The sequence below is a fragment of the Kitasatospora sp. NPDC051170 genome (assembly GCF_044455705.1).
In the GTDB taxonomy this organism is placed as follows: Bacteria; Actinomycetota; Actinomycetes; order Streptomycetales; family Streptomycetaceae; genus Kitasatospora.
Map to the genome: position 1 here is coordinate 40,154 of NZ_JBITFA010000003.1, position 21,860 is coordinate 62,013.

The 21,860-nt window shown below is 73.3% G+C and carries 18 protein-coding genes; 4 read left to right on the forward strand and 14 right to left on the reverse strand.

The genetic code is table 11. The features are described 5' to 3' along the window. Positions 1 to 8 precede the first annotated feature (8 nt). From ACIBCA_RS07260 to ACIBCA_RS07280, 5 genes are all read right to left on the reverse strand, one after another. Entirely contained in the window at positions 9 to 935 is a 927-nt protein-coding gene (locus ACIBCA_RS07260; RefSeq protein WP_396281855.1) for a glutamate ABC transporter substrate-binding protein, read from the reverse strand. Between the two features lie 10 nt (positions 936 to 945). Continuing rightward, the gene (locus ACIBCA_RS07265) at positions 946 to 1,674 is read right to left on the reverse strand and encodes an amino acid ABC transporter ATP-binding protein (RefSeq protein ID WP_396282380.1); all 729 of its coding nucleotides are present in this window, start codon (positions 1,672 to 1,674) and stop codon (positions 946 to 948) included. 47 nt (positions 1,675 to 1,721) lie between these two features. Beyond that, positions 1,722 to 1,967, reverse strand: a complete 246-nt coding sequence (locus ACIBCA_RS07270; protein ID WP_396281856.1) for a lipopolysaccharide assembly protein LapA domain-containing protein — start codon at positions 1,965 to 1,967, stop codon at positions 1,722 to 1,724. Positions 1,968 to 2,124: 157 nt separating this feature from the next. Beyond that, positions 2,125 to 3,882, reverse strand: a complete 1,758-nt coding sequence (locus ACIBCA_RS07275) for an ABC transporter ATP-binding protein (protein ID WP_396282381.1) — start codon at positions 3,880 to 3,882, stop codon at positions 2,125 to 2,127. An 11-nt stretch (positions 3,883 to 3,893) separates the two neighbouring features. After that, positions 3,894 to 5,684, reverse strand: coding sequence for an ABC transporter transmembrane domain-containing protein (locus ACIBCA_RS07280; RefSeq protein WP_396281857.1), 1,791 nt, complete (start codon positions 5,682 to 5,684; stop codon positions 3,894 to 3,896). Positions 5,685 to 6,134: 450 nt separating this feature from the next. On the opposite strand from ACIBCA_RS07280, the gene ACIBCA_RS07285 reads away from it, so the two are divergent. Beyond that, complete coding sequence (locus ACIBCA_RS07285) at positions 6,135 to 7,001, forward strand: aldo/keto reductase (RefSeq protein ID WP_396281858.1); 867 nt, start codon at positions 6,135 to 6,137, stop codon at positions 6,999 to 7,001. A 321-nt stretch (positions 7,002 to 7,322) separates the two neighbouring features. On the opposite strand, the gene ACIBCA_RS07290 is transcribed toward ACIBCA_RS07285, so the two are convergent. After that, entirely contained in the window at positions 7,323 to 8,123 is an 801-nt protein-coding gene (locus ACIBCA_RS07290; protein WP_234327222.1) for a MarR family winged helix-turn-helix transcriptional regulator, read from the reverse strand. A gap of 462 nt (positions 8,124 to 8,585) precedes the next feature. Between ACIBCA_RS07290 and fabG the strand changes: the two genes are divergently transcribed. The 3 genes from fabG (at position 8,586) to ACIBCA_RS07305 (ending at position 10,839) form a co-directional block, all read left to right on the forward strand. Then, a complete protein-coding gene (gene fabG, locus ACIBCA_RS07295) occupies positions 8,586 to 9,353 on the forward strand; it encodes a 3-oxoacyl-ACP reductase FabG (RefSeq protein ID WP_396281859.1) in 768 nt (255 codons plus the stop codon). Positions 9,354 to 9,598: 245 nt separating this feature from the next. After that, on the forward strand, positions 9,599 to 10,516 hold the full coding sequence (locus ACIBCA_RS07300; protein WP_396281860.1) for a phosphatase PAP2 family protein: 918 nt from the start codon (positions 9,599 to 9,601) through the stop codon (positions 10,514 to 10,516). A gap of 50 nt (positions 10,517 to 10,566) precedes the next feature. Further along, on the forward strand, positions 10,567 to 10,839 hold the full coding sequence (locus ACIBCA_RS07305; RefSeq protein WP_396281861.1) for a DUF6343 family protein: 273 nt from the start codon (positions 10,567 to 10,569) through the stop codon (positions 10,837 to 10,839). A gap of 2 nt (positions 10,840 to 10,841) precedes the next feature. Here ACIBCA_RS07305 and ACIBCA_RS07310 read toward each other — a convergent pair whose 3' ends face one another. From ACIBCA_RS07310 to hpnD, 8 genes are all read right to left on the reverse strand, one after another. After that, complete coding sequence (locus ACIBCA_RS07310; RefSeq protein ID WP_396281862.1) at positions 10,842 to 12,266, reverse strand: aspartate aminotransferase family protein; 1,425 nt, start codon at positions 12,264 to 12,266, stop codon at positions 10,842 to 10,844. Then, entirely contained in the window at positions 12,256 to 14,166 is a 1,911-nt protein-coding gene (gene dxs / locus ACIBCA_RS07315) for a 1-deoxy-D-xylulose-5-phosphate synthase (RefSeq protein WP_396281863.1), read from the reverse strand. The genes ACIBCA_RS07310 and dxs overlap by 11 nt, the downstream gene beginning before the upstream one ends. A 126-nt stretch (positions 14,167 to 14,292) precedes the next feature. Beyond that, positions 14,293 to 15,321, reverse strand: a complete 1,029-nt coding sequence (gene hpnH, locus ACIBCA_RS07320; RefSeq protein ID WP_396281864.1) for an adenosyl-hopene transferase HpnH — start codon at positions 15,319 to 15,321, stop codon at positions 14,293 to 14,295. Positions 15,322 to 15,323: 2 nt separating this feature from the next. Further along, a complete protein-coding gene (locus tag ACIBCA_RS07325) occupies positions 15,324 to 16,004 on the reverse strand; it encodes a 1-hydroxy-2-methyl-2-butenyl 4-diphosphate reductase (protein WP_396281865.1) in 681 nt (226 codons plus the stop codon). Beyond that, positions 16,001 to 18,052 carry a squalene--hopene cyclase gene (gene shc / locus ACIBCA_RS07330; RefSeq protein WP_396281866.1) on the reverse strand — a complete coding sequence of 684 codons (2,052 nt, stop codon included), beginning with the start codon at positions 18,050 to 18,052 and terminating at the stop codon, positions 16,001 to 16,003. Before shc ends, ACIBCA_RS07325 begins: the two co-directional genes overlap by 4 nt. A gap of 7 nt (positions 18,053 to 18,059) precedes the next feature. Then, positions 18,060 to 19,148, reverse strand: a complete 1,089-nt coding sequence (locus ACIBCA_RS07335; protein WP_396281867.1) for a polyprenyl synthetase family protein — start codon at positions 19,146 to 19,148, stop codon at positions 18,060 to 18,062. 254 nt (positions 19,149 to 19,402) lie between these two features. After that, complete coding sequence (hpnE, locus tag ACIBCA_RS07340) at positions 19,403 to 20,836, reverse strand: hydroxysqualene dehydroxylase HpnE (RefSeq protein WP_396281868.1); 1,434 nt, start codon at positions 20,834 to 20,836, stop codon at positions 19,403 to 19,405. 139 nt (positions 20,837 to 20,975) lie between these two features. Continuing rightward, positions 20,976 to 21,833 carry a presqualene diphosphate synthase HpnD gene (hpnD, locus tag ACIBCA_RS07345; protein WP_396282382.1) on the reverse strand — a complete coding sequence of 286 codons (858 nt, stop codon included), beginning with the start codon at positions 21,831 to 21,833 and terminating at the stop codon, positions 20,976 to 20,978. Positions 21,834 to 21,860 lie beyond the last annotated feature (27 nt).

The following is a 21,860-nucleotide window of genomic DNA, read 5'->3' on the forward strand; positions in this document are numbered from 1 at the left end:
CGGCCCTCTCAGTACCGGTTGATCTGCGGCGGGTTGGGCGCGGACTCCCCGGACAGCCCGAGGGTGGCGTCGAACGCCTTCTTCCAGTCGCCGTTCTGCTCGTGCGCGGCGAGCGCGTCGTTCAGGGCCCCGCGCAGCACCGTGTCGTTCTTCGGGGTCCCGATGCCGTACGGCTCGGAGGAGAACAGCGGGCCGACGACCTTGAGCTCGTCGGGCACCTTGGCCGCGTAGCCGAGCAGGATCGCGTTGTCGGTGGTGACGGCGTCGACCTGGTCGGTGATCAGGTTATCCACGCAGGCCGAGTAGGTGTCGTAGCCGATCAGGTGCGCCTCGGGGTAGGTCGACTTGATGCGCTGGTAGGGCGTGGACCCGGCGGCCGAGCACACCTTCTTACCGTTCAGGTCCTGCGGCCCGTGGATGGCCTTGTCGTTCTTGCGCACCAGCAGCGACTGCCCGGCGACGAAGTACGGCCCGGCGAAGCCGACCAGCTTCTTGCGGTTGTCGTTGATGGTGTACGTGCCGACGTAGTAGTCCACCTGGCCGTTCTGCAGCGCGGTCTCACGGTTGGCCGAGGCGATGGTCTTGAACTGCACCTTGTCGGGCGGGAAGCCGAGCGAGGCGGCGAGCATCTTGGCGATCTCGATGTCGAATCCGGAGTACACGCCGGTGGCCGGGTTCTTCTGGCCCAGGTACGGCTGGTCCTCCTTGGCTCCGACCACCAGGTGGCCCCGGCTCCGGGCGGCGTCCAGCGTGGAGGAGCCGGTGATCCTCGCGGCGTCCTGCACCTGGTAGGTGGGCAGGGCGCTGGGCTGCGGGCCCTTGGGCGGCGGGGTGCCGGCCTTGCCGCAGCCGGCCGCCAGCGAGGCCACCAGGGAGGCGGCCAGCAGGGCGGCGGCGAGCGGGCGGGCGCGCGAGGGCGTCCTCGTACGGTTCACGGCGCCCGCCTCAGTGCTTCAGGATCTTGGACAGGAAGTCCCGGGCGCGTTCGCTCTCCGGGGCGCCGAAGAAGTCCTCCGGGGCGCGGTCCTCGACGATCCGGCCGTCCGCCATGAACACCACCCGGTTCGCGGAGGCCCGGGCGAAGCCCATCTCATGGGTCACCACGACCATCGTCATGCCCTCGTGGGCGAGTTGGCGCATGACGTCCAGCACCTCGTTGATCATCTCGGGGTCGAGGGCCGAGGTGGGCTCGTCGAACAGCAGCGCCTTGGGGTCCATCGCCAGCGCCCGGGCGATCGCCACGCGCTGCTGCTGGCCGCCGGACAGCTGCGCCGGGTACTTGTCGGCCTGCGAGGCCAGGCCCACGCGCTCCAGCAGGGCGCGGGACTTGGTGTCCGCCTCGGCCTTGGCCCGCCCGCGCACCTTGATCTGGGCGAGCGAGACGTTCTGCAGCACGGTCTTGTGCGCGAACAGGTTGAAGGACTGGAACACCATGCCGACCTCGGCGCGCAGCTTCGCCAGCCCCTTGCCCTCCGCGGGCAGCGGCTCGCCGTCGATCAGGATGGTGCCCCGCTCGATCGGCTCCAGGCGGTTGATCGCCCGGCACAGCGTGGACTTGCCCGAGCCGGAGGGGCCGATGACGACGACGACCTCGCCGCGGCCCACGGTCAGCTCGATGTCCTGCAACACGTGCAGGTCCCCGAAGTGCTTGTTGACGCCGCGCAGTTCGATCAGCGGCGTGAAGGCGGAGGCACCGGCCGCGGCCGGTCCGGGGTCCGTGGTCACCGGTTGCGCCGCCCCTTCAGCAGCCAGCCCAGCACGGCGCCGGCGACCAGCGTGGCCAGCAGCGCGATCCACAGCGGCGCCGTGACGGTGAACACCCAGAACTGGATCTTCACCTTGTCGAGGTTGGCGAACAGGAACCACACGGCGAGGATCACGATCACGCCGATCCCGATCCACCGGGTGGGGATCCCGCCGATCTCGCTGCGCTGGGAACCGGACGAGCCGTCTGAAGTCTTGGTCACCGGAGCAGTCTGCGGGCCTTGCCGCCGTTTTGCCCGGTTACGCGCCCTCCAGGGGCGAGGAGTAACCCGCACGGGGCAATCCGCCGCCACGCAGGTTTGAACCCCGTGAGAACGCGCGAGCCCCGCGGACGCCGCACCGTCCGCGGACTCGAGGGTCCTACCTCTCGTCCCGCCAGGAGCGCCACAGCGCCGCGTACGGGCCGCCGGCCGCGACCAGCTCCGCGTGGCTGCCGTACTCGCTGATCCGCCCGGCCTCGACCACCGCGATCACGTCCGCGTCGTGCGCGGTGTGCAGCCGGTGGGCGATGGCGATGACGGTGCGGCCCTCCAGCACCTTGGAGAGCGAGCGCTCCAGGTGCCGGGCGGCCCGCGGGTCCAGCAGGGAGGTGGCCTCGTCCAGCACGAGGGTGTGCGGATCGGCCAGCACCAGCCGGGCCAGGGCGAGCTGCTGCGCCTGCGGCGGCGTCAGCGACGCCCCGCCGGAGCCGACCTCGGTGTCCAGGCCCTTCGGCAGGGCGTGCGCCCAGTCACCGGCGTCCACCGCGTCGAGCGCCGCACGCAGCTCGGTGTCGTCGGCCCCCGGCGCGGCCAGGCGCAGGTTGTCCCGCAGGGTGCCGACGAACACGTGGTGTTCCTGGTTGACGAGGGCGACCTCGGCGCGCACCCGCTCGGCCGGCATATCGGCCAGCGCCGCGCCGCCGAGCGTCACGCTGCCCCGGCCGGGGGCGTAGATCCCGGCCAGCAGCCGGCCGAGGGTGGACTTGCCCGCGCCGGAGGGCCCCACCAGGGCGACGCGACTGCCCGGCGCGACATCCAGGGTGATCCCGTGCAGCACGTCCACGCCCTCGCGGTAGCCGAACCGCACGTCCCGGGCCTCGACCCTGCGGCCGTCCGGGCGCGCGTCCTCGTCCCCCTCGTGCCGGGGCACCTCCTGCACCCCGACCAGCCGGGCCAGGGAGGCCTGGCCGATCTGCAGCTCGTCGAGCCAGCGCAGGATCAGGTCCACAGGGCCGGTCAGCATCTGGACGTAGAGCACGCCGGAGGTCAGCTGACCCACGGTGATCCAGCCGCGCAGGGTGAACAGGGCGCCCAGGCCGAGGGTGGCCAGCAGCGCCGAGGCGTAGACCGCGTCGATGCTCGGGAACCAGACCGAACGCAGCCACAGGGTGTACCGCTCCCAGGCGACCCACTCGCCGAGCCTGCGGTCCATCAGCCGTACGCGCCGCTCGCCCAGGCGCAGCGCCTCGACGGTGCGCCCGGCGTCCACCGTCTCGACCAGGACGTTGCTCACCTCGGCGTGCGCGGCCGACTCGCTGCGGTAGGACCGCGGCGCGCGCCGGAAGTACCACCGGGTGACGAGGACGAGCAGCGGCAGGCCGGTGAGCGCGGTGAGCGCCAGCGGCGGGGCGGTGACCAGCAGCGCGCCCATCAGGAGCAGCAGGGAGACGAGCGCGACGGCGAGTTCGGGTAGGGCCTCGCGGACGGACTTGTCCAGCCGGTCGATGTCGGTGGTGCCCCGGGAGACGAGGTCCCCGGTGCCGGCCCGCTCCAGCACGCCGGTGGGCAGGGTGACCGAGCGGACCAGGAAGTCCTCGCGCAGGTCGGCGAGCACCCGTTCGCCGAGGACGGCGCCGCGCATGCGCGACCAGCCGGTGAACGCGGCCTGCACCAGCAGCGCGGCCAGGTACCAGCCGACGGCCGAGGCGATGGCCGCCTCGGTGGTGCCGGTGGCCAGGGACTCGACCAGGGTGCCGAGCACCCAGGGGCCGACGAGCCCGGCCAGCGTGGCGACCGAGTGCAGCCCCACCACGGCGGAGAATCCCCGGCGGTGGCGCCCGGCGAGCACCCGCAGGTACCCGCGTACGGCGGCCGGGGAGCCGACCGGCAGAGTGGTGGCCGGCTCCTGCTCGTGCATCGGGGGCGGCTTCACGACATCCTCCTCACAGCTGGGGCGCCGCTGACCGACGCCGGTTCGTCCTCCCGGGCGACCACCGCCCGGTAGGCGGGCTCCGCCCGCATCAGCTCGCCGTGGCGCCCGGCGGCGACGGCCCGGCCGCCGCGCAGCAGCACCACCCGGTCCGCCTGGTCGAGCAGCAGCGGGCTGGTGGCGAAGACCACGGTGGTGCGCCCGGCCCGTACGCCGCGCAGCCCGGCGGCGATCCGCGACTCGGTGTGGGCGTCCACCGCGCTGGTGGGCTCGTCCAGGACGAGCACCGGCGGGTCGGCCAGCACCGAGCGGGCCAGGGCGAGCCGCTGGCGCTGCCCGCCGGACAGCGAGCGCCCGCGCTCGGCGATCCGGGCGCCCATGGCGTCCCCGTCGCGGACGGCGCCCGAGGCCGCGAGGGCGTGCAGCACGTCGTCGCAGCGGGCGGCGGCCAGGGCTTCGGCCACCGGCACCCGCCCCGAGGAGGGGATGTCGAACAGCTCGCCCAGCGTGCCGGAGAGCAGCACCGGCTCCTTGTCCTGCACCAGCACCGCCTCCCGGGCCTCGGCGAGCGGCACCGCGTCCAGGTCCGTCCCGCCGAGCCGTACGGAGGGCCGGGGCGTCTCGCCCTCGCCGAGGGGGACGTGCCCGCCGAGGCGCTCGGCGAGGACGCCGGCGAAGTCCGGGTCCCCGCAGACCACGGCGGTCAACTCCCCGGCCCGGGCGGTGAGTCCGGTCTCCGGGTCGTGCAGGTCGCCCTTCTCGGGCCGTATCAGCACGGCGTCGCCCGGGCTGTCGGTGCGCCGGAGCGAGAGCACCCGTACGACCCGTCCGGCGGAGACCCGGGCCACGCTCCAGGCGTGGGCGGCCTCGCCGAGGATGCGCAGCGGGGCCGCCAGGTAGGCGGTGGCGCCGTAGACCGCGATCAGGGTCGAGACGGCCAGCTCCCCGTCGGCCACCAGCCGGGCGCCGTACCAGGTGACGCCGACCACGAACAGGCCCGGTAGCAGCACCTGCTGAGTCTGCATCAGGGAGGAGAAGCGGGCGGAGCGGACGGCGGCGGCGCGCACCTCCTGGGAGGCGGCGCGGTAGCGCTGCAGGAACAGCGCCTCGCCGCCGATGCCGCGCAGCACGCGCAGCCCGGCGACGGTGTCGGCGGCCAGTTCGGTGGCCCGGCCGCCGTAGGCGCGCTGGCGCTCGTAACGCCGCTCCAAGGGGCCGATCAGCGGCCACATGGAGACGGCCAGCACCGGCACCCCGAGCAACACCCAGACGCCCAGGCCCGGTTCGACCAGGAGCACGGTGGTGCTGACGGCCAGCCAGGTGATCACCGCGCCCCGCACCCGGGCGACCAGCTCGACGTACCAGGCGATCCGCTCGACGTCCCCGCCGCCGACGGCGACGGCCTCGCCGGTGGCGATCCGCCGGGAGAGCCCGGCGCCCACGGCCGAGGCCCGGCGGGCCACCAACTGCCGCACCCGGCAGGCGGCGTCGATCCAGTTCCAGATGGCCTGACGGTGCAGCAGGACGGCTCCGGCGGAGCCGAGGACGGCGAACAGCAGCACCAGGCCCGCGGCGCGCCAGACGCCGGCCGCGTCGCCCTCGGCGGCGGCCTGGACGCCGAGCCCGAGCGGGATCGGCAGCGAGGCCTTGCCGCCCATCTCCAGCAGGGCCCAGCAGGTGGCGAGCGTCTGCCCGCGCCGCTGGCCGCGCCTGAGGCGGCGCAGGAAGGCGACGGGCGAGCTCAGGTCGGGTGGGCCGGGATCGGCCGGTGGCAGGGAGGTGAGAAGCATGACACTCCGATGCGGAAGGTTGGGACGTACGGGAGCTCTGTCGTGAGAGCGGCGGACGGCGGCCGAACGCATGGGGCGGCGGGCGCACGTCATCGATCCCGGGGTGGGGCACCGGGTGAGCATGGGCAGGGCGCGAAGGGGCCCGGGTCTCAGGAGGCTGTGGCCGCGAGACTGCCAATCGCATTGTGAGCAGTGCAAGGGGTTTTTCCCACCCATCGACACCAAACCCACACAGCACTTCCGCCCCACCAGCCACGCACCGGAAGTTCCTCCGGCGATTCGGGCCCCGAACCCGGCCCCTTCATGCGCAGGTCAAAAGCCTGACGGGCCGAAGCAGATTCCCTCGAACGGCGGGAACAATCCCGGGGGAACACCAGTTGCCCCCGATGGAATCCGCACGCACCCCCAAGCGCGCACCCCCGGACACCCCCAGAAGGGCACAGCTACCCCGTGAGCACCATCCCCGGCATCACCCTCAACGACGGCACCCGGATCCCGCAGCTCGGCTTCGGCGTCTGGCAGGTCCCGGACGCGGAGGCCACCGCCGCCGTCCGCACGGCGATCGAGACGGGCTACCGCTCCATCGACACCGCCGCCGTCTACGAGAACGAGACGGGCACCGGCCGCGCCGTCACCGAGGCCCTGGCCGCCGGCGCCGTCTCCCGCGCCGACCTGTACATCACCACCAAGCTGTGGAACTCCGGCACCCGCGACTGGTCGGGCGAGCAGGGCCGCGACGCGGTGCTGCGCGAGTTCGACGCCTCGCTCGAGAAGCTCGGCCTCGACCACGTCGACCTGTACCTGATCCACTGGCCGCGCCCGATGCACGGCACCTACGCCAACGTCTGGAAGGCCCTGGAGCGGATCAAGGCCGACGGCCGGGCCACCTCGATCGGCGTCTCCAACTTCGGCACCGAGCAGCTGACCCGTCTGCTGGACGAGTCCTCCGTCGTCCCGGCGCTGAACCAGGTCGAGCTGCACCCGTACTTCCCGCAGGAGGAGCTGCGCGCCTTCCACGCCGAGCACGGCATCGCCACCGAGGCGTGGAGCCCGCTGGGCCAGGGCGGCGAGCTGCTCGCCGAGCCGGCGCTGGTGAAGATCGCCGAGAAGCACGGCCGTACGGTCGCCCAGGTGGTGCTGCGCTGGCACCTGCAGAGCGGCGTGATCGCCATCCCGAAGTCGGTCACCCCCTCGCGCATCCGGGAGAACCTGGACGTCGCCGGCTTCGAGCTGGACGCCGAGGACCTCGCCGCGATCGCCGGCGTGGCCACCGGCAAGCGGATCGGTCCGGACCCGCAGGGCTTCGACTGGAACTGACGCCCGATCGGGCGTGAGCGGGCCTCAGAGCGGCCTGCGCGCGCCCGTGCGGTCCCGTTGTGGCCTGTGTGGGCCTTGTGGTGGCCCGTGCGGGCCCGGCCCTGCCCTGAGCGGCCGTCACGCCCTCATGCCGAGGACCGCCCGCCCCTCGTCGGGGCGGGCGGTCCTCGGTGGGTCACGGGCCGCCGTGATGGCGTCACGACGGCCGGACGACACCCGCGGTCACCACGGCCGTCACGATCGCCCACGAAAGATTCCCGAACGATCGGAAGTCTCCACTACGTTGGCGAATCGTTTTGGCTGTGATTTAGGCGACGACCGCTAAATCCTGGCCGCCTTGGCGATCAGGGCCAGCGCCGTCGCGTGCTCGTCCTCGTCCAGCGGGGCGAGCAGCAGCCGCTGGACCTCGGCCACGCCGGCGGCCGAGCGGTGGAGCAGGTCCTGTCCCGCCGGTGAGAGCGAGAGCAGGTTGCGCCGCCCGTCCGAGGGGTCGCGCCGGCGCTGCACCAGACCGCGGCGCACCAGCCGGCTGACCATCTCGGCCATGGTGGCCTTGTCCAGCGAGGCCAGCTCGCCGACCGTGCGCTGGTCGGCGCCCGGTTCCTGTTCCAGGGCGTCCAGCACCGCGTACTGCGGTGCGGTCAGCTCGGCCCCGACGTGCTCGGACCAGAGCTTGGTGTGCACCTGCTGACCGACCCTGATGAGGTAGCCGATCGCCCGCTGGGCGTCCAGTATCGGCCGCGCGTCCGTGAAGACGGCGACCGCGGCGGGTTCCAGCCTGGCTATCTTGGCCATCACCCGCACGATCTCGACCTGCTCCTCCGCCGACAGCGGCTCGAACAGGACGCGCTGCACGCGGACCACTCCTCCGGTGGCCTCGCGCACCGCCTGGGCGCCACTCTGCGAGAGAGCGAGCAACTTGCGCCGGCCGTCGGCCGGGTCTCGCCTGCGCAGCACCAGACCGCGCCTGACCAGCCGCGCGACCATCTCGGCCATCGTCGCCTTGTCGAGCGAGGCTCGCTCGCCGACGGTCCGCTGGTCCGCGCCCGGTTCCAGGGCGAGGACCAGCAGCACGGCGAACTGCGGAGCCGTGAGATCGGCTCCGACGTGCTCGGACCACAACCGCGTGTGGACCTGTTGCGCAACACGAATGAGGTGTCCGGGCGACTGCTGCAGTCGCGCGGACACGCGGGTTGTCGGGATCTCCCCCAGCACCATGTATCCGTCCCGATGTCACACCCGGTGTGTGTGGGACACCCGGGTGGGGCAGTTACGGCGAGTGGGCGTCCAGCTATGAGGGAGGGCGCTCCAGCCGTGCAGCCGGTGGCTGCTGGCGGACACTATACAAACGGCGGGGCCTTGCTGGCAGGCAGGGGCGGATAGTAGACGCAGGTTCGGCAACATTGGCATATTTACGCGCTCCGACTCGCTCCCGGTAACCCGGATTCAGCAGAAAGCCGACCGGTCGGTCCTTACCGACCGTCACACCTGGGGCTCTCCACCCTGGCCGCCCTCCCTACCCGCCGGTAAGGTGTGGCCACCTCCGACAGTGATCGACAGAGACCGACAGAGACGAGAGCGAGCATGACCGAGCAGAGCACCGCCCCCCGGGTCGCCGTCGTCACCGGCGCCGCCCGCGGCCTCGGCGCCGCCACCGCCGTACGGCTGGCCGAGGACGGCTACGCCGTCGCCGTGCTGGACCTGGACGAGAGCGCCTGCCAGGACACCGTCGACACGATCACCGCCGCCGGCGGCCGGGCCCTGGCCGTCGGCGCCGACGTCTCCGACGCCGGCCGGGTCCAGGCCGCCGTGGACCGCGTCGCGGCCGAGCTCGGCGCCCCCGTGGTGCTGGTGAACAACGCCGGGGTCCTGCGCGACAACCTGCTCTTCAAGATGTCCGAGTCCGACTGGGACACGGTCATGAACGTCCACCTTCGCGGCGCGTTCCTGATGAGCCGCGCGGTGCAGAAGCACATGGTCGACGCCGGTTTCGGCCGCATCGTCAACCTGTCCTCCTCCTCGGCCCAGGGCAACCGCGGCCAGGCCAACTACTCGGCCGCCAAGGCGGGCCTCCAGGGCTTCACCAAGACTTTGGCCATCGAGCTCGGCAAGTTCGGCGTCACGGCCAACGCCGTCGCCCCCGGCTTCATCGCCACGGACATGACGGCCGCCACCGCCGCCCGCGTCGGCATGGACTTCGAAGACTTCAAGCGGGCCGCCGCCTCTCAGATCCCGGTCCAGCGGGTCGGTCTGCCTGAGGACGTGGCCCACACCATCTCCTTCCTCGCGAGCGAGGGCGCCGGCTTCGTCTCCGGCCAGGTGATCTACGTGGCGGGCGGTCCCCTCGACTAGGGCTTCGCCTGAGCACGGAACCTACACAGGGTTACCACGGAGTGGGAAGCCGGTCGCACCGGCCGCCCACTCCGTTTCCTTTACCGGGGCTTTTGCATCACCATTCGAGAGGAGCACGGGCATTCGATACCGGAAACCTGGAAATCACTCCCCGGGCCACGCCCCGCGCGGGCCGATTGTCGATTTCCCGGGAAAATGACAATTCCCCCCTAAACGGCCCCGCCCGCCTGGGTAAGGTCACCCCCGTGCAAGCCAGAAGTACCCGTGCGCCCTTTCCCCCGAGCCGCCGCCAGGCCGCCCTGCTCGCCGCCACCGCCGTGGTCTACCTGCTGGTGCTGGCCGGGGTCGCGCTCAACACCTCGCTCGTGGACCTCGACTGGTCGGTGCGACTGCTGCGCCCCTACCAGCGCTGGCCCCGGCTCGAGCCGCTGCTCGACACCTGGGTGGTCGCCGGCCAGCGCGGGCCCTCCGCGATCGCCGCCTTCGCCTGGCTGGCCTGGCGCGCCCACCGGACCGGCCGGCTGCGCCCCCTGCTGGTGATGGCCGTCGCGCTGCTGCTGCTCAACGTCACCGTCGGCGCGGTCAAGATCGTCACCGGCCGCCTCGGCCCCCACTACGCCCAGTACGTGGGCTCCCCCGAGCTGTTCTCCGGCGGCACCATCTTCCCCTCCGGCCACACCGCCAACGCCGTGGTCACCTGGGGCGTGCTCGCCTACCTGGCCGGGCGCTGGCGGCGCACCGGCACGGTGATCGCCGCCGCCACCGCCTGCTCGATCGGCCTGACCACCGTCTACCTGGGCACCCACTGGGTCACCGACGTGCTGGCCGGCTGGGCCGCCGGGGCCCTGGTGCTGCTCTCGCTTCCGCTGCTGGAGCCCCTGGTCACCGCCGCCGAACAGCGGCTCCCCCGCCTCCCGGACCGCCGACCGCGGCGGAGGCTAACCTTCCCAGGCGCGCTGCACGAGGCCGCCGTCCACCAGCAGGTTGAGCCGCCCCTCGCGGTACTCCAGGGTGATCCGGTCCTGCGGCCCCAGCTCCCGCACCAGCGCCCAGCCGTCCAGGCCGGCCGCCTCCCGGGCCCGCTCGACCGTCATCCCCGCGTACCGCTCGGCGTCCATCGGCCCTCCCCGGCCCCGCTGCTCGGACGTACGCTGGAATCCTAGGCCCTCTCCAGGGCCAAGCCCCCACCCGCGCGGCCCGGAGGTGCCAGGCCATGCGCACCACCACTCCCAGGCGCTGGCGCAGCGGCACCGAACCGGCCAACGCCCGCAGCGACCTCAAGCTGCGCTACCTGCTGTCGCTGACCTTCACCCCGCTGTTCGCCCTCGCCACCGCGGGATTCGCCCTGTGGGCGGCCGCCTCCCCCGCGTACGGCGCGCCGAGCAGCGGCACCCTGACCGGTTTCGCGGTGGCCTGCGGCCTGCTGACGGTGTTCGCCGCGATCGACCTCGCCGTGGTGATCCGGCGCCGCCGCACCGAACTCTGACGTCACGGCCGGTTGCCGAGCGACTGCTTGACGAGCGTCCGCCCGAAGTCCCACATCAGCCCGCTGCCCCGGTGGGCGTCGTCCATGATGTCGGTGAAGGCGTCCACGAAGCGGTCCACGTCCCGTTCGGTGATGATCAGCGGCGGGATCAGCTTGATCACCTCCAGGTGGTCACCGGACACCTGGGTCAGGATGCGGTGGCGCTGGAGCAGCGGGACGACGACCATCTGGGCGAACAGCCCCTTGCGCGCCGCCTGCAGGGCCGTCCACCCGGTGCGCAGCTTGAGCGACTTGGGCCGGCCGAACTCGATGCCGATCATCAGACCGCGCCCGCGCACCTCGGCCAGCATCTCGTACCGGTCCACGAGCGCGGCCAGCCGCTCCCGGAACTGGTCGCCCACCTTGCGGGCGTTGTCCACGACCCGCTCGTCCTCCATGACCGCGAGCGTCGCGAGCCCCGCCGCCATGGCCTGGTTGTTGGCCCCGAAGCTGGTGGAGTGCACCAGCACCCGGTCCATCGAGGAGTACACCTTCTCGAAGATCCAGCTCTTGCCCAGCGTCGCCCCGATCGGCACGTACCCACCGGAGAGCGCCTTGGCCGCGCAGACCAGGTCGGGCAGCACCCCGTCCTCGTGCTGGTAGGCGAAGAACTCGCCGGTGCGCCCGATCCCGGTCTGCACCTCGTCGCAGATCAGCAGCGCCCGGTGCTCGTGCAGCAGCGCCTGCGCGGCGCGCAGCCAGCCCGGCGGGGGCGCGAGCACGCCCTTGCCCTGGATGGGCTCGACGATCAGGGCCGCGACGTCGCCGCGCTTCAGCTCCTTGGCCAGCGCCCCGATGTCGCCCAGCGGGATGGCGGTGTCCGGCAGCAGCGGGTCGAAGCCCTTGCGGAAGCCCTTCTCGCCGTTGACGGACAGCGAGCCGGTGGTCAGCCCGTGGAAGGCGTGGTCGGCGTAGAGGACGCGCCCCCGTCCGGTCGCGTAGCGGGCGAACTTGAGCGCCGTCTCCACGGCCTCGGTGCCGCTGTTGCCGAAGAACACCCGGTCCAGCCCGGGCGTGTAGGAGAGCAGCTTCTCGGCCAGCAGCCCGGCCAGCGGCGAGCAGTCGAAGCGCACCAGGTCCGGCAGGTCGAGGTCCATGACCTGCTGGACGGCCGCGCGCACCACGGGGTGGTGGCGGCCGAGGGCGAAGATCCCGAAGCCGGCCAGCATGTCGAGGTACTGGTGGCCCTCGGCGTCGTAGAAGTACGGGCCCTCGGCGCGCTCGTAGAACTTGTCGAAGCCGATGGTGTGCAGCATCCGCGACAGCTGCGGGTTGAGGTAGCGGCTGTTCAACTCGTAGCGCTCGCACCCGCGTTCGGCGAGGAGCGCGGCGAGGTCGAGAACAGGTCGCTCCGAGGCGGCTCGGGCGGGGTCGGGATCAGCCGGCATGGCGCGGGTTCGCTCCTCGGGTCGGCAGCAGGTTCTTGGCGAAGACGGCGCTCTGGGCCGCGACCCCGGTGCCGGTCAGCCCGGCCTCCTCGAGGATCTCCCCGCGCGAGGCGTGGCCGTGGAACTCCTGCGGCAGCCCGAGCACCCGGACGGGCACGTCCACGTCGGCGTCGCGCAGCGCCTGGGCGACGGCCGCTCCGACGCCGCCGGTGCGGCCGTTGTCCTCGACGGTGACCACCAGCCGGTGGGCGGCGGCCAGCCGGGGCAGCGCCGGGTCGACGGGCTTGACCCAGCGCGGGTCGACGACGGTGGCGGTGAAGCCCTCGGCCAGCAGCAGCCGGGCGGCGTCCAGGCAGGCGGGGGCGGTGGTGCCGACGGCGACCAGCAGGATCTCCGGCAGCGGCCCGGTGCGCAGCAGCACGTCCACCCCGCCGATGCGCTCGGTCGCGGGGACGGAGGGGCCGATGGTGCCCTTGGGGAAGCGGATCACCGTGGGCGCGTCCTCGACGGCGACGGCCTCGCGCAGCTGGGCGCGCAGCTGTTCGGCGTCCCGGGGTGCGGCCAGGCGCAGTCCGGGGACGACCTGGAGGATCGACAGGTCCCACATGCCGTGGTGGGAGGCGCCGTCCGGGCCGGTGACCCCGGCGCGGTCCAGGACGAAGGTGACGCCGAGCCGGTGCAGGGCCACGTCCATCAGGACCTGGTCGAAGGCCCGGTTGAGGAAGGTGGCGTACACCGCGACCACCGGGTGGAGCCCGCCGGTGGCCAGGCCCGCGGCGCTGGTGACGGCGTGCTGCTCGGCGATGCCGACGTCGAAGGTGCGGTCCGGGTACGCCTTGGCGAAGGGCGCGAGGCCGACGGGCTGGAGCATCGCGGCGGTGATCGCCACCAGGTCGGGCCGCTCGCCGCCGAGGGCGAGCAGTTCCTCGCCGAAGACGGAGGTCCAGGAGACGCCGGCGCTGGGCGAGATCGGCAGGCAGGTGTAGGGGTCGATCGGGTTGACGGCGTGGAAGCGGTCGGCCTCGTCCTGTTCGGCGGGCCGGTAGCCGCGGCCCTTGACGGTGAGGCAGTGGACGATGACGGGGCCGCCGAAGCCCTTGGCCTGGCGCAGCGCCTGCTCGACGGCGCCCAGGTCGTGCCCGTCGATGGGCCCGAGGTACTTGAGGCCGAGGTCCTCGAACATGCCCTGCGGGGCGAAGGCGTCCTTGAAGCCCTTCTTGGCGCCGTGCAGCGCGTCGAAGATCGGCTGGCCGACGAGCGGGGTGCGCTGGAGCGCCCCCTTGCCGAGGGCGAGGAAGCGTTCGTAGCCCTGGGTGGTGCGCAGGGTGGCGAGGTGGTGGGCGAGGCCCCCGATGGTCCTGGCGTAGGAGCGCTCGTTGTCGTTGACGACGATGACCAGCGGCCGGTTCTCGGCATCGGCGATGTTGTTGAGCGCCTCCCAGGCGAGTCCGCCGGTGAGCGCGCCGTCGCCGATGACGGCGACGGTGTGGCGGTCGTGCTCGCCGCGCAGCTGCGCCGCCTTGGCGAGGCCGTCGGCGTAGGAGAGGGCGGTGGAGGCGTGGGAGTTCTCGACGAGGTCGTGCTCGGACTCGGCCCGGGAGGGGTAGCCGGACAGGCCGCCCTTCATCCTGAGTCTGGTGAAGTCCTGGCGCCCGGTGAGGAGTTTGTGGACGTAGCTCTGGTGGCCGGTGTCGAAGACGATCCGGTCGCGGGGCGAGTCGAAGACCCGGTGCAGGGCGATGGTGAGCTCGACGACGCCGAGGTTGGGGCCCAGGTGGCCGCCGGTGCGGGTGACGGCGTCGATCAGGAAGTCGCGGATCTCCTCGGCGAGCAGCGGGAGTTCGGCCGCCGGGAGCCTGCGCAGCTCGGCCGGGGAGGTGACGCGGGAGAGCAGTGACATGGGTACACCTCACGACGTTCAGTGGTGCGGTGGTGGGCCCCACCGGTGTGCCTGGGCCTCCTGGTGCCTGGGCCCGGCGGGGGCGGGTCCGGCCCGGGCACGCCGCCCGGGCCGGACCGGTCGTTCTCAGCGGCTCTTGCCCGGGTTCACCGTCTCGGTGATGGCGCGCAGCGACTCGCGCAGCGAGCCCATGGTGGCGAGGACGGCGGTGGGCTCGTAGCCGCAGTGCGCCATGCAGTTGGCGCAGCGCGGGTCCTTGCCGCGGCCGTACTTGCTCCAGTCGGTCTTCTCCACCAGCTCACGGTAGGTGGGCACGTAGCCGTCCGCCATCAGGTAGCAGGGGCGCTGCCAGCCGAACAGCGAGTAGTTGGGGATGCCCCATGGGGTGCACTCGAAGTCCTTCTTGCCCTCGAGGAAGTCGAGGAACAGCGGGCTGTGGTTGAGCCGCCAGCGCCGCCGGTTGCCGCCGGCGAAGGCTGTGCGGAACAGCTCGCGGGTCTGCTCGACGCCGAGGAAGTGCTCCTGGTCGGGGGCCTTCTCGTAGGCGTAGGCCGGGGAGATCATCATCTCGTCGACCTTGAGCTCGTCGTTGAGGTAGTCCAGCACCTCGACGACGGTCTGCGGGGTGTCGGTGTTGAAGAAGGTGCTGTTGGTGGTGACCCGGAAGCCGCGCCGCTTGGCCTCCTTGATCGCGGCCACCGCCTCGTCGAAGACGCCCTCCTTGGCCACCGACTCGTCGTGGCGCTCGCGCAGGCCGTCGATGTGCACGGCGAAGGTGAAGTACGGCGAGGGCCTGAACTTGTCGATCTTCTTGCGCAGCAGCAGGGCGTTGGTGCAGAGGAAGACGTACTTGCGGCGCTCGACGAGCTGGCGCACGATCTCGTCGATCTGGGGGTGCATCAGCGGCTCGCCGCCGGCGATGGAGACCATCGGCGCGCCCGACTCCAGGACGGCGCCGACCGCCTGGGCGACGGGCATCCGCTGCTTGAGGACGCCCGCGGGGTGCTGGATCTTGCCGCAGCCCTCGCAGGCGAGGTTGCAGGCGAACAGCGGTTCCAGCTCGACGATCAGCGGGAACTTGTCGCGCCGTTTGAGCAGCTTCTGCTGCATGAGGTAGGTGCCGACCCGCACGGTCTGGCGCAACGGCATGGCCATGGCTAGCTCGCCTCCTGGCTGAGCGTCGAGGATGTCGGGTGGTTCAGGTCAGCGGGGCCGGGCCCCTGCCCGGGCCGGTACCAGTCGACGAGGGCGGGCACGGTGGCCCGCAGCGTCCGCCAGGCCCGTACCCCGGCGGGCAGGGTGCCGGGCCGCAGCAGTTCGTGCTCGGGGGTGTCCACCACCACCCGCAGGACGGCCGTCGGCAGCGCCGGACGCACCTCGGCCAGCGCGGACAGGACGCCGGACGCCTCCATGTCCACGGCCAGCGCGCCCTGGACGTGCAGGGCCCGCCGCTCCAGGCCGCGCACCACGTGGTCGGCGGTGTGGTGCACCCCGGTGTGGGCGACGATCCCGCACTCCTTGAGCGCCCGGGTCAGCTCCGGGCCGGAGTCGACGCGGTGGTGGTGGCCCTCCGCGTCGCGCACGCCGTCGGCGACCACGACCTCCCCGGGCCGGATCCCGGGGCCGACGGCCGCGCCGAAGCCGGCCACGACCACGGCACCGTACGCGGTGGGCGCCGAGCCGAGCAGCCGGCGCACCGTCACGGCCGCCCGGCGCCGGCCGACGCCGGTGCGCACCAGCACCGGCGGCCCCCCGGCCGCGCCCCGCCAGTCGCCGCCGCGCAGCGCCCAGACCTCGGGGCCGAGGGCGCAGAGCACCAGCAGGGGCGCGCTGGTCACCGTGCCGCTCCGATCGCCGGGGCGACGTCCAGGTAGCGGCCGAGCGCGGTCACCGGGAAGACCAGCCGGTAGAGGTGGTAGTTGATGGAGAAGTCCCACGGGAAGCCGGTGCCGGTGAACTGCGGCTCGTCCCAGGTGCCCTCGGGCAGCTGGGTGCGCACCAGCCAGGCCACGCCGCGCTCCACGGCCGGGTTGGCCCGGCCGCCCGGGCCCTCGCCGGCCGCGAGCAGCGCCATCAGCGCCCAGGCGGTCTGCGAGGCGGTGGAGTCGCCGCGCCCGGCCCAGCGCGCCGGGTCCTCGTAGGAGCGCATGTCCTCGCCCCAGCCGCCGTCCGCGTTCTGGCGGTCCTCCAGCCAGCGCACGGCGCGCCGCACGGCCGGGTGCTCGTCGGGGACGCCGGCCGCGGCGAGGGCGGGCAGCACCGAGCCGGTGCCGTAGATGTAGTTGGTGCCCCAGCGGCCGAACCAGGAGCCGTCCGCCTCCTGGTTGCGCAGCAGCCACTCGATGCCGCGCCGGGTGCGCCGGTCCGTCGCGAGGCCCGTCTCGGCGAGCATCTCCACCACGTGGGCGGTGACGTCGGCGGAGGGCGGATCGACCACCTCGCCGAAGTCGCAGAACGGCAGCCGGTTGGGCAGCTTGCTGGTGTTGTCGACGTCGAAGGCGCCCCAGGCCCCGTTCTTGGACTGCATGCCGAGGTTCCACAGCACGGCCCGGTCCACGGCCGCGTCCAGCCGGGCCGGGTCCGGGTGGCCGACCCGGCGCAGGGCGAGCACCACCTCGGCGGTGTCGTCGATGTCGGGGTAGGTGTCGTTCTCGAACTCGAAGGCCCAGCCGCCCGCCGGCAGGCCCGGCCGCTGGACGGACCAGTCGCCGCGGGAGGTGATCTCCTCGTCGAGCATCCAGTCGGCGGCGGCGACCAGCGCCGGGTGGTCGCGCGGCAGGCCCGCGTCGACCAGGGCGATGGTGGCCAGGCAGGTGTCCCAGACCGGGGACTGGCACGCCTCCATCCAGCGCATGCCGTCCTCGGTGTGGACGGTGAAGCGGTCGAAGGAGGCGAGCCCGGCCTTCATGACCGGGTGGTCCAGCTCGTAGCCCTCCAGGTGCAGGGCGATCAGCGAGTAGACGGCCGGGGGCTGGATGCCGCCCCAGCAGCCGTCCGCCTCCTGCCGCTCGACGATCCAGCGGCAGGCCTGGGTGACGGCGAGCTTGCGCAGCGGGCGGAAGGCCCGGTGGTGGTAGGCGTGGAGCACCCTGTCCAGGCGCTCGAAGAGGCCGTCCCAGCTGGTGGCGGGGGCCAGCGGCCGGGTCGGGTAGGGGTCGGCCGGGTCGGTGTGCAGCTCGGTCAGGGCGAAGGGCGCCGGGCGCACGGGCCGGTGGGAGGAGACGACGGTCAGCGGGACGATGGTCTGACGGGCCCAGCAGCCGAAGGCGTAGATGTTCAGCGGAAGCCACTTGGGCAGGAAGATGATCTCGGGCGGCATCTCGGGCAGCCGCTCCCAGGGCCACCAGCCGAACAGCGCCAGCCAGATCCGGGTGAACACCCGGGCGGCCGCGATGCCCCCGGCGGCGCGGATGTGGCGGGCGGCGGCCAGCATGTGCGGGGCGTTCGGGTCGTCCCCGGCGAGTTTGAGGGCGACGTACGCCTCGACGGTGGTGGACAGTTCGGCCGGGCCGCCGTGGAAGGTGGCCCAGGTGCCGTCCTCGCGCTGCTGGGAGCGGATCCACTCGGCGGTGGCGGCGGTCTGCTCCTCGGTCCGGATGCCGAGGAACTGCCTGAGCAGTAAGTCCTCGGCGTCCATCGTGACGTTGGTCTCGAGGTCGCCCTTCCACCAGCCCTCGGGGGACTGCAGGGAGAGCAGGTGGGCGGTGGCGCGGGCCAGGGCCTCGCGCGCGTCGGCCGGTCCCTGGTCCTCGCCCGCCGGCCGCGCCGGGCCGGCGGCCCCGGGCTCCCACCGCCCCGCGCCCAGCAGGGCGGCGGGGCGGTCGCCCACCGCGACCGGCTCGGAATCGTACTCAGGGTCGAGCCGGCCGTCCGCGGTTGCTGTCAACGTAACGTCACCTCTCTCGTACCACCACGAATTCGGCGAGTGCGACGAAGTGCTCGCGCACCTCGTCGGTCATGGGCACCTCGTCCAGGGCGGCGAGGGCAGTCGTGTGCTGACGCCGGGCCTCTTCCTGCGTCCAGGCCCGGCCGCCGGCCTCCTCGATCAGGGCGGCCCGGGCGGCGAGCTCGGGCTCGCTCTCCTCGCCGCGGCCCTTCGGGTCGGCCAGTTCCGCGGCGAGGCGGCGCGAGGCCGCACCGCCCTCGGCCAGCGCCGCGGCGACCGGCAGGGACTTCTTGCGCTGGCGCAGGTCGCCCCAGTGCGGCTTGCCGGTGACCTCGGTGGCGCCCCAGATCCCGAGCAGGTCGTCCACCGCCTGGAAGGCCAGGCCCAGGTGGTGGCCGTAGCGCTGGAGCGCCTCGGAGACCTCGTCGTCGGCCCCGGCCAGGACGGCGCCGATCGCCGAGGCCGCGGCCAGCAGGGCGGCGGTCTTGCCTCCCTCCATCTCGAGGCACTCCGCGACGGTGACGCTGTCGCGCTGTTCGAAGGAGACGTCCATGGCCTGGCCGTCGATCAGACGGCGGGTGGCCGTGGTGAGCAGCCGGACGGCCCGCGCGGCGTCGGCGGGGCTGGCGCCGCCGGTCTCACCGGCGTCGAGCAGCACCTCCGTGCCGAGCGTCGCCAGGGCGTCGCCGACCAGGATCGCCTGGGCAGGACCGAAGACCGTCCAGGCGGTGGCCCGGTGCCGGCGGGTCTCGTCACCGTCCATCAGATCATCATGGAGCAGGGAAAAGTTGTGCACCAGTTCAATGGCGACACCCCCGGGAACCCCGGCCTGCGCGTCGGCGCCCGCGGCCAGCGCCGACAGCAGCGCCAGGGCCGGGCGCACGGCCTTGCCGCCGTCCCCCTCCACCGGCGTGCCGTCCCGGTCGATCCAGCCGAAGTGGTACGCGGCGACGGTGTCCATCGGTGCGGCCAAACGGGCGACCGCGCCGCGCAGCAGCGGGCCGCAGAGCGTACGGCTGCGGGCGAGCAGCTCCGGCACCGAGACCGGTTCGGCGTGCGCCGTGCCTGAGGCGGCGAAACCGGTACGAGACTCCACGTGCGTTCCCTCTCCCTCGTCCTGCCGAGCCGCCCCTGGCGGCCGGATGGCGGCGTTCTCGGCGCGGCCGGTGTCGGTACGGACCGTGTCGGTACCGGTCGTCTCGGTACCGGTCGTGTCGGTACGGATCCCGGTACGGATCCCGGTGCGGATCGTGTCGGGCCGAACGGTGTCGGTACGGCCCGTCCCGCCCGGCTCGGCGCCGGTGCGCGGGCCCCGGGCTCTGGCGGGGTCCCCGGCGAGGGGGCCCGGCGTCACCGGGGCCACCTTCCGTCGCCCGCGTCCACCGGCACCCGGGCGCCCTCGGCCGCGAGGGCCGCGTCGGCGGCGGCGTGGCCGCTGCGCACCGCGCCCTCCATGGTCGCTGGCCAGCGGGTGGCCGTCCACGCGCCGGCGAGCAGCAGGCCCGGAACCTCGGTGCGGGCCCCGGGGCGCAGCGCCGCGGTGCCCGGGGCCGGGTCGAAGGTGGCGGTGCGCTCGCGGGTCACGAAGAAGTCCAGCACCTCGGCCCCGGCGGCGGCCGGCAGCAGCCGGGCCAGCTCGGGCAGGTAGCGCCGTCGCAGTTCGGCCACCGGCAGGTCGATCTCGTCCTGGACGGCGGACTGCGACAGCGCCAGGTACTGGGCGCCGGGGTGGGCCCGGCCCAGTTCGGTGCCGGCCAGGCCCGAGTGCGCGGTGCGGTCGAAGACCCACTGCACGGGCGAGCCGAGGGCGGCGAAGAAGGGCTGACGCAGCAGCGTGCGGTCGTAGACCACGTGCACGTTGAGGATCGGCGCCGTGCCGAACGCGGCGAGGCGCTCCTGGCGGGGGATCGCGCCCGGCGGCAGCAGGGCGGCCGCGGTGTCCTGGGCTCCGGCGAGGACGACGGTGTCGGCGGTGAGCAGTTCGCCGTCCTCCAGGCGCAGGGCGTGCTGGGGGGCGCCGGGCTTGAGCTCCGCCACGCGGGCGCGCAGCAGCACCTTCACCCCGGCGCGCTCCAGCTCCTCCAGCGCCCGGTCGTGGTGGATCTCGCCGAGCGGGACGGCGGCGACGCCGATGTCGGAGGCGCCCGGGTCGGAGAGCAGGCCCGTCTTGAACACCATCGCGGCCAGCGCCAGGGAGACCTGGTCGGCCCTGGCGTTCAGGGTGGCCACGCCCACGAGGTCCCACAGGGCGGCCGTGGTGGCGGCGTTCTGCCCGTGGCGGCGCAGCCAGTCGCCGAAGGAGATGTCGTCCAGCGCCGGGTCGTCCAGGTCCAGGCCCTTGAGGGCGAGCGCGCCGCGCACCACCCGGGCCCGGTCGGCGGGCGACAGGTGCGGGTAGCGGGCGAGGCTGCCGGCCAGGTGCAGCGGGACGGGCAGGGCGGCCCTGCGCAGCCGGCCGAGGGTGCGCACGGGCGCGCCCTCGGGGCCGGTGACGGACAGGACGGGGACGTCCAGGCGTTCCTGCAGACGGGTGAGCCGGGCCGCGCCGAGGCGTTCCAGCAGGCCCCGGTAGGCGGTGCAGCAGCGCAGGTAGACGTGCTGGCCGTTGTCGACGGTCAGCTCGCCGCGCTTGAAGGAGAAGGCCAGGCCGCCGAGCCGGGGGCGGCCCTCGACGAGGGTGACGCGCCGGCCGGCCTCGGCCAGGCGCAGCGCCGCGGTGATGCCGGCCAGGCCCCCGCCGACCACCACGGCGGCCGGGCGTGCGGCAGCGGCTCGCCCGGTCATCGGTCCTCCCCCTCGAAGTCGGTGGACCGCCCGGGGGCGGTCGCCGTGGTCGGCACGCGTCTCGGCACGGCCGTTTCCGTCAACGGCCTGCCCGGATGTGATTCCCCGCTGACACAGCGTGACAGAAGTGCGGTGAGAATCAAGAACGCCCCCCGGCGAGCCCGGAAAGCGCCACGTACGCCTTCTCCCAGCCCGGCAGCGAGACGCGGCCGCGCAGCACCGACTCGGGGTCGGCGGCGATCCGGCCGAGCAGCCGGTGGTAGATCCCGGCCATCGCGGCGGTGCAGGCGCGGCTGCGGCGGTCGAGCATCGGCAGCAGCCGCAGGCCCTCCTCGAAGGCGGCCTGGGCGCGGGCGGCCTCGAAGGCGACCAGGCCCGTGAAGTCGGCGCCGACGGGCGGCTTGGACAGGGCGAAGCCCTGCTGGCAGCCGAACCGGACGAGGTCCTCGGTGGGCAGGTAGGTGCGGCCGTTGAGGGCGTCCTCGCGCAGGTCGCGAAGGATGTTGGTGAGCTGCAGGGCCAGGCCCAGGGTGTCGGCGTAGTGCCCGCCGCGCTCGAAGTCCTCGCAGCCGTAGACGCCGAGCGAGAGCCGGCCGATGGCCCCGGCCACGCAGCGGCAGTAGACCTTGAGCTCCTCGTACGTCTGGTACTCGGCGCCCTTGAGGTCCATCTCGACGCCGTCGATCAGCTCGTCGAAGCCGCCGAGCGGGATCGGGAAGCGCCGGGCCGTGTCGGCCAGGGCGACCTTGATCGGGTCGGTGTCGTCCTCGGCGACCGTCCCGGCGCGGACCTCGTCGACCAGTTCCCGGGTGCGCAGCAGCGCCTCGGCCTTGCGGTCGGCCGGAAGGTCCCCGTCGCCGATGTCGTCCACCCGGCGGGCCAGCGCGTACAGGGCCGACATGGCCAGCCGCTTGGGCTCGGGCAGCAGCCGGATGCCGTAGCTGAAGTTGCGCGCCTGCAGGCCGGTCACCGCCTCGCAGTACCGGTATGCCGCCATGACCTGGGCCGACGCCAGTGGTGATGC